General features: G+C 40.6%; 9 protein-coding genes. 5 read left to right on the top strand and 4 right to left on the bottom strand.

Annotation, left to right across the window (positions count from 1 at the left end; all coding sequences use genetic code 11):
- Together Q0241_RS03020 and Q0241_RS03015 are read right to left on the bottom strand one after the other, a co-directional pair.
- Positions 1-317: Maf family protein (locus Q0241_RS03020; RefSeq protein WP_299372864.1), on the bottom strand; the 317-nt coding region annotated here is incomplete at its 3' end.
- Entirely contained in the window at positions 310-1131 is an 822-nt protein-coding gene (locus Q0241_RS03015; protein WP_299372861.1) for a pyruvate, water dikinase regulatory protein, read from the bottom strand. The genes Q0241_RS03015 and Q0241_RS03020, both read right to left, overlap by 8 nt.
- Positions 1132-1804: 673 nt before the next feature.
- Here Q0241_RS03015 and hemE point away from each other — a divergent pair.
- The 3 genes from hemE (at position 1805) to rho (ending at position 4791) form a co-directional block, all read left to right on the top strand.
- Entirely contained in the window at positions 1805-2836 is a 1032-nt protein-coding gene (hemE, locus tag Q0241_RS03010) for a uroporphyrinogen decarboxylase (RefSeq protein ID WP_299372857.1), read from the top strand.
- A gap of 24 nt (positions 2837-2860) precedes the next feature.
- A complete protein-coding gene (gene hemJ, locus Q0241_RS03005; RefSeq protein ID WP_299372853.1) occupies positions 2861-3304 on the top strand; it encodes a protoporphyrinogen oxidase HemJ in 444 nt (147 codons plus the stop codon).
- A 230-nt stretch (positions 3305-3534) separates the two neighbouring features.
- Complete coding sequence (rho, locus tag Q0241_RS03000; protein ID WP_047764081.1) at positions 3535-4791, top strand: transcription termination factor Rho; 1257 nt, start codon at positions 3535-3537, stop codon at positions 4789-4791.
- 78 nt (positions 4792-4869) lie between these two features.
- Here rho and Q0241_RS02995 read toward each other — a convergent pair whose 3' ends face one another.
- Entirely contained in the window at positions 4870-5853 is a 984-nt protein-coding gene (locus Q0241_RS02995) for a quinone oxidoreductase (RefSeq protein ID WP_299372842.1), read from the bottom strand.
- Between the two features lie 57 nt (positions 5854-5910).
- The gene (locus Q0241_RS02990; protein WP_299372839.1) at positions 5911-6405 is read right to left on the bottom strand and encodes a methylated-DNA--[protein]-cysteine S-methyltransferase; all 495 of its coding nucleotides are present in this window, start codon (positions 6403-6405) and stop codon (positions 5911-5913) included.
- Between the two features lie 149 nt (positions 6406-6554).
- On the opposite strand from Q0241_RS02990, the gene Q0241_RS02985 reads away from it, so the two are divergent.
- Both Q0241_RS02985 and Q0241_RS02980 read left to right on the top strand, forming a co-directional pair.
- Positions 6555-7301, top strand: a complete 747-nt coding sequence (locus Q0241_RS02985; protein WP_299372836.1) for a phosphatase PAP2 family protein — start codon at positions 6555-6557, stop codon at positions 7299-7301.
- A gap of 120 nt (positions 7302-7421) precedes the next feature.
- Entirely contained in the window at positions 7422-7673 is a 252-nt protein-coding gene (locus tag Q0241_RS02980; protein WP_299372832.1) for a DUF6489 family protein, read from the top strand.
- Positions 7674-7800: the final 127 nt, after the last annotated feature.

Raw genomic sequence — 7800 nt, 5'->3', positions numbered from 1 at the left:
GCATGATCCAGATCTGTCGGTTTATCAAACCAGACCCCGTTACAATTGAGCATCTGGTCTGCGCCAATGACAAAAGAATTTGGATTTGTCATTGAAATTTTACGCGCTTTAAGCTCTGCAAGAGTTTCCGCAACTTGTAACGCTGTTGCACCCTCGGATTTTAAGGACTGTTTAACTTCATCCTCATCAATTGCAGCGGGCAATAAACCAGAAAGAGACACCCCTGCATTTTTTAAAAGAAACCCCCGTGCTTTACTTGCAGAGGCCAGAATGACTGGGGTCTGATCTAAGTTTTCTTGGTTTATAACTCTATTCATCGGCAATGCCCATATGGCGATGATAGTGTTTGATAATTGTTGCCGCCGTTTCTTCGATAGACCGGCGCGTCACATCAATAATGGGCCAGCGATGCTCGTTACAGAACTTACGCGCCATTTTCACCTCTTCTTTAATAGATTCCAGGTGGACATAGTCAGTTTCTTCTTCATTTGAGATCATTTTCAAACGACTTCGACGGATCTGCATCAGGCTTGCCGGGTCTTTTGTCAGCCCCACGACCAAAGGATTAGTAAGCGTTTCCAGCTCTTTCGGTAAAGGACACCCCGGGACAATAGGAACATTCGCTGCTTTATAGCCTCTATTGGCCAGATAAATACACGTTGGCGTTTTTGACGTTCTGGAAACCCCCAACAATACAATCTCGGCATCATTCAAATTCTGCGGTAATTGCCCATCATCATGGTTCAAAGCAAAGTTCATCGCTTCAATTCGATTGAAGTACTCAGAATCCAATGTGTGTTGCAGTCCCGGTTTACCTGACATTTCCAGATTGAAATAACTCGCAAGTGCATGAATAACTGGATCAAGAACTGGAATAGAAGGCAATCCCAACCGCCGACATTCCCGAATTAAAATTTCTCTAAGCTCCTGATTAACAACTGTAAAAAGAACAGGACCAGGTTTTTGCCGGATCTGAAGCAAAACTTTTTCCATTTGAACCTTGGTTCGTATCAAACTCCAAACATGTTCAATAGGTTCTTCCACTTTAAACTGCACCATACAGGCACGGGCAACAGAATTAATTGTTTCACCTGTGGAATCAGAAACAAGGTGTAAATGGGTCTGCGACATATCTATTTCCGAACTCTCGGTCCCGCCTTACGGCTTTTGAGCACATTGTTGTGTTTCATACATACACATTAAGTGCAAAACACGAAACCTGTCTGGCCCGGAAAGCAATCTATTTTCACATTTTCTTCAAAAAAAACTTATTTTTACTCAGTTTTATTCAGCTGATTTGGAACATTAAACCAAAAATAAAACAGTAACTTATTATTTTTTATAAAGATGCCGTCCGGATCATGCCCTCAGGTGTGAACAAAGTTGGGGGTAGTGCGTAAAACTTTGTGGATAACTATAGCTATTTGTCCACATGCCCCTTTTTTACACACGCTGTCCCCAAGTCACTCCCTCGTCTTATGCGACAATTCGCTGCAATACTCACATCTGTGCAAAACTTGTAAAAGGACTCCGAAATATAAAAAAGTTATCCCCACAATTAAGGTTATTAAGGAAAAAATAGGACTCCGAGATTCGTTAACGAGTCCCTATTTTCAATCCACGATGAAATTCACAGAACAAATAGAAATAACAAAAAATTTAAATTGAAGACTTGAAGCTTGAGGACAAGTTATGAATAACTGACTAATCCTCGTGATTCACAGGGATCTACAACAACAACAAATAATTACTATTACTTAGTATATTAATAGAGATAACTTCTAACGCGAGGTTCAAAGAGACCGTGAAAACCGAAAACAAACTCATGATACGCGCTCTTAAGGGCGAAAAAACTGAACGCACACCTATCTGGCTAATGAGACAAGCGGGCCGTTTTTTACCTGAATATAGAAAAACAAGAGCATCAGCGAACGGTTTTCTAGATCTTTGTTATACCCCAGATCTCGCTGTAGAAGTAACACTTCAGCCTATTCGTAGATTTGGATTTGATGCTTCAATTATGTTTAGTGATATTTTGGTCATTCCCCATGCACTAGGCCAAAAAGTGTGGTTTGAAGAAGGTGTAGGACCAAAACTAGAACCTTTAAATTCCATCGAAGATCTATCAAAACTTAATATGGATAATCTTCATGAAGTCTTAGCACCAATGTATGAAACCCTTGGCCGCTTGAAAGAAGAACTTCCAAAAGAAACAACTTTAATCGGCTTTGCCGGAGCCCCATGGACAGTCGCCAGTTATATGATCGAAGGTGGATCTTCCAAAGATTATGCGAAAGCAAAGACCTGGGCTTATTCCAAACCAAAAGAGTTTGATCGAATAATCAGTTTGGTAGTGGAAGCAACAACCAGATATCTAATTAAACAAATTGAAAGCGGAGCTGAAACGGTACAAATTTTTGATTCCTGGGCCGGTGTATGGCCGGAATTTGCTTTACGCCGTTGGTGTTTGGAACCTTGTAAACAGATTATAGCTGGAATCAAATCAGTTTACCCCAACGTTCCAGTTATTCTCTTTCCAAAGGGTGTAGGAAATAATTATCCCGTTTTTGCAAAAGAAAGCGGAGCTGATGCCTTGGGACTGGACACAACTTTATCGACATCTTGGGCCAGAGATAACATTCAATCTTACGTAACTGTCCAAGGAAACCTAGATCCGCTCGTCCTTGTTGCTGGTGGTGAAATACTGGAAAGATCTATTGAAACCATTATGAGCGATCTCAGCGGTGGACCCTTTATTTTTAATCTTGGTCATGGCATTGTGCCGCAAACACCAATCGAGAACGTCGAAAAAATGTTAACGCTCGTCAGGGGCTGATTTTAAACAGGAAATATCTGAAATATGGGTGGATTTCTAGGTGAGGGCTACCTTTGGGTAAAAGCTCTGCATATTATGTCAGTTATCTCCTGGATGGCAGGTTTGCTCTATCTTCCGCGCATTTTTGTGTATCATACCCAAGTTCCTGTTGATTCTGAACGGTCCCAGATTTTTAAAATTATGGAGCGAAAATTATTTCGCTTCATAATGAACCCGGCAATGATGGCCAGTTGGCTTTTTGGTATATTGCTGGTTTTAAATATTGAGGCTCATACTGATGGGTGGTTTCATGGCAAATTTACGTTATTGATTGCCTTGACCATTTTTCATGAAATCGCTGGTAAATGGATGAAAGCCTTCCAAGTCGATAAAAATACTCGCAGTGAGCGCTTTTATCGTTATGCCAATGAAATTCCGACAGTTTTAATGATTTTGATCGTGATTTTAGCCGTTGTGAAGCCATTTTAAGCACAATTTGGAGAATTCTTTTACTTGACTTCCTTTTTGAGGTACTATAATTCACCCCGCTAGCAAACGTGGGCCAACATCAACAGCCCGTTACTCCGATTTACATTGCAACAGATAACAGGTCTTTGGGGATCGTCGAAATAATGACGAAGCCTTTTATAAATCTTAACTTGTATGTTGCATCCTTATCATCTCGTTCATTTTTTAACTGAACCAAAATTTTCCATCATATGAACTTACAAGATCTCAAAGTAAAAAGTCCCGCAGAGCTTCTAAAGCTTGCAGAGGAACTTGAAGTAGAGAACGCCAGCACCCTGCGTAAGCAGGACATGATGTTCGCCATCCTCAAACAAATGGCTGAGAACGATGTGCCTATTTTTGGCTCGGGCGTTTTGGAAATTTTACAAGATGGGTTTGGTTTTCTCCGTGCACCGGAATCAAACTATCTGCCAGGGCCTGATGATATCTATGTCAGCCCAAGTCAGGTAAGACGATTTGGTTTAAGAACGGGTGATACCGTCGAGGGCCAAATTCGTGCACCGAAAGATGGCGAACGCTATTTTGCCCTGTTAAAAGTTAATCAAATTAATTTTGATCAGCCGGAATCTTCGCGTCACAGGATTAATTTTGATAACCTGACACCGCTTTATCCGGATGAAAAACTCAAGCTTGAGCTTGATGATCCAACAAAAAAAGATATGACGACCCGCGTGATCGACCTAGTGACCCCATTGGGTAAAGGTCAGCGTGCCTTGATCGTAGCGCCGCCAAGAACGGGTAAAACCGTCTTAATGCAGAATATTGCGCAGTCGATTGTGGCAAACCACCCTGAAGTTTTCCTGATTGTTCTTCTTATTGATGAACGCCCAGAAGAAGTCACCGATATGGCTCGTTCTGTGAAAGGTGAAGTGGTTAGCTCTACATTTGATGAACCTGCTCATCGCCACGTTCAGGTAACTGAAATGGTTCTGGAAAAAGCAAAACGTCTTGTTGAACACAAAAAGGATGTTGTCATTCTTCTTGATTCTATCACCCGTCTTGCCCGTGCCTACAACACTGTTGTTCCTAGTTCTGGTAAAGTTTTGACTGGTGGTGTCGATGCGAACGCTCTACAGCGCCCTAAACGTTTCTTTGGTGCTGCACGTAACATCGAAGAAGGCGGCAGTCTGACGATCATCTCTACGGCTCTTATCGATACTGGTAGTCGTATGGACGAAGTGATCTTTGAAGAGTTTAAAGGTACAGGTAACTCTGAAATCGTTCTGGACCGCAAACTTTCTGATAAACGTACCTATCCTGCGATTGATATCAGTAAATCCGGTACGCGTAAGGAAGAGTTACTGGTCGATAAAGCAACCCTTAGTAAGATGTGGGTTCTTCGCCGTATTCTTACACCAATGGGTGTGACAGATTCTGTTGAGTTCTTGGTTGATAAGCTAAAAACATCCAAAAATAATGACGAATTCTTTGATTCAATGAATCAATAATTGGTTTTGTGAACAAGAAAAAGGGCTGCTAGAAAAATTGGCAGCCCTTTTTTATTTCTACTAGGTTTCAGTGTTATCCTAGTGTTCTGGCACAAGAATAGTAGATCCTGTTGTTTTTCTTGCTTCTAGATCTTCATGGGCCTTGCGGGCGTCGTACAACGCATAACTTTGGTTGACATCAATCTGGATTGCACCAGAAGAAATTGCCTGAAACAAAGCATTTGCTGAGGCCGTCATGTCATCATGAGTTCCGCAATAATGCGCCAAACTCGGACGCGTAAGATAAATTCCACCCTTTGCATTAAGTATTAGTGGTTCTATAGCAGGGACGGGACCAGATGCATTTCCAAAGGTTACCATTGTGCCACGGACCTTTAGACAGTCTAGGGATCCCTCAAAAGTGTCTTTGCCAACAGAATCATAAACAACGTTTACACCTTTGCCACTCGTAATATCTTTAACCCGGTCGACAAAGTTTTCAGTCTTATAATTAATGATGTGATGACAGCCTTTTGCTTTGGCTATTTCTGCTTTTTCTTCAGATCCGACAGTACCTATTACGGTTGCGCCCAAAGAATTGAGCCATTGAATAGCAAGCGATCCAACGCCACCAGCAGCGGCGTGGAAAAGCACAAAATCGCCTGATTGAACACAATAGGTCCGTCTTATCAAATATTCAGCTGTCATTCCTTGCAGCATGACAGAGGCAGCTTCTTCATCAGAAATTCTTTCAGGTATAAGAATAACTTTATTTGCAGGAATTATTCTATGTTCCGCATAAGAGCCTATTGGCCCAGTGCCATAGGCGACCCTGTCCCCAACATGTAGGTCTGTCACACCAGGTCCAATATCTTCAATAATGCCAGCCGCCTCTAAACCTATGCCCGAAGGAAGCGAAGGTTGAGGGTAAAGGCCTGTCCTGTGATAGACATCAATAAAGTTAAGACCGATAGCTGTTTGTTTTAACCTTATTTCGCCTTTGCCAGGCTTACCAATTTCAATGTCTTCATAATGGAGGACTTCTGGTCCGCCATATTCATAAAATTTAATACCCTTATTCATAGCTCACCTGTATTTGTTATTATTAAAGGCCTGTTTTCTGGAATATTTAAACATTATTTAAAGCCCGGGAAGACTTGGCTGATTTTCTTCAAAAACTTTATAACCTTCGAGTAATAAGAGTTCTTTTTTAGATTTTCCGCCTTCACCCCCGGAAAAACCACCAAGAACTTGGTTTCCTGCGATGACCCGATGACAGGGAATAATGATAGGGATAGGGTTTGCGCCACAGGCACCCCCCACAGCCCGAGCAACTGATTCAACTTCATGGGCAATATCCCCATAGGTTTTCACTTTTCCATAAGGAATTTTATATAAGGCGTTCCATACATTTTTTTGAAAGTTTGTCCCTTGGGGAGCTAGCGGAATATCATCAAAGTTATTTCTTTTTCCGGCAAAGTATTGCTCCAGTTGTTTTTTACATTTTAGAAGCAAGGGTGTAGGGCTTTGTTCATAATGTTCTTTATCATTAATCCATTGCAGGCGGACAATTTTGTTATCTTCTTCAGCAACATCCAAATAGCCTTGTGGCGAGGTAAAGGTTAAGTGATACATAGAAGTTCCCGGTTGTCAGATGCTTGTAATAAGATTAGGAAAACGTGTGATACACGATAACCCTTTTTGTCGGTTCAAGATATTATAACAGCAAATTTGGTGTTGTTGGGTAAGGAATACCCGCAGTAAAAAGAATTAAGGGCTTAATAGTGAATAACTCTGATCAAAATCTGTCATTATGGAACTTCAAGAAGTTAATTCTTTGGAATATGATTGTTGGACTGGTTATATATTTTTTTATTGATAGTGGTTTTAAAACCCCTTGGGACGAACAGATTTTTTTCTTTTTAAATGGTTCTTTACAAGAAGGACGAACGATTTGGAACAACTATTGGGCGTTCACTAATAGTAAAATATTTGATAATTTAAGTGGCCTATTCCTAGGATCTCTTTGCCTTTGGTATGTTTTATTGAATAGGGAAAATTCTTTTCAAGAACGTCTTGCCAGAATTTTTCTTTTAGTTATTGCCGTTGTAATAACAATGATAATAATTTCCCGTGGGTTTGAGCTTTATTACCATCAAAGTCCGTCACAAGTTCTTACACCTTTTATTAATATAAATGATCTTGTTTCCTGGATAGAAGTTAAAACAGGGACAAGAAAATCGTTCCCGAGTGATCATGCCGCTATTTCTTTTATATCTGTTATATTCATGTGGCGATATTTTGGGATTTCCTATGGAATTCTTGTGAGTGTTTTTGCCCTGATTAATGCCAGCCCGAGACTGGTCGGGGGAGGGCACTGGTTCGGTGATGTTGCTATCGGAGGCATCTTCTTGGCCGTTATGGTTACAATTTGGATGATTTATACACCAATGCTCAATGTAATGCGTAAGCTTGTGTGTTGGGTATTTTCCAGGGAACCTTTGACTAGTCTGAGTGAGAACTGGAAGTAAAATTATTTCGCTTGAGTAATGTTTCCCGTGAAACAAAAGCTGATCTAAAAATTTCTAATTAATTTCCTGTAACTAAGGTATGATATTTGAAACAGCTTTATTGAATTGCGGGAAATAACCATGAAAATCACTTTTGATATAGATTGTACACCGGAAGAAGCGCGGCAGTTTTTGGGTCTTCCCGATGTTTCTGAACTTCAAAAAGAAGCAATAGAAGAAGTTAGAAAAAAAATGCTTGAGACTATTCAAGCAAGTGACCCTGAAACGTTAATGAAAACCTGGATGCCAGCTTCAATGCAAGGGTTTGATCAAATGCAAAAGATGTTTTGGTCTCAATTTTCACAAGATAGCTCAAAAAAAACGCCTAAGTAATTCTCCTTCTTCTCCTTCTTAATAATTATTGTCACGGGATTATACTTTCGGGATCATAGAACTTCTGCAGTTCTGCTATGTTATAAAGGGTTTTGACCTGCTGATTGTCTGCGGCTAATGTGCAAAT

Source organism: uncultured Kiloniella sp. (assembly GCF_937128705.1).
Lineage (GTDB): Bacteria > Pseudomonadota > Alphaproteobacteria > Kiloniellales > Kiloniellaceae > Kiloniella.
This window is presented reverse-complemented; position numbering and strand designations above follow the sequence as displayed.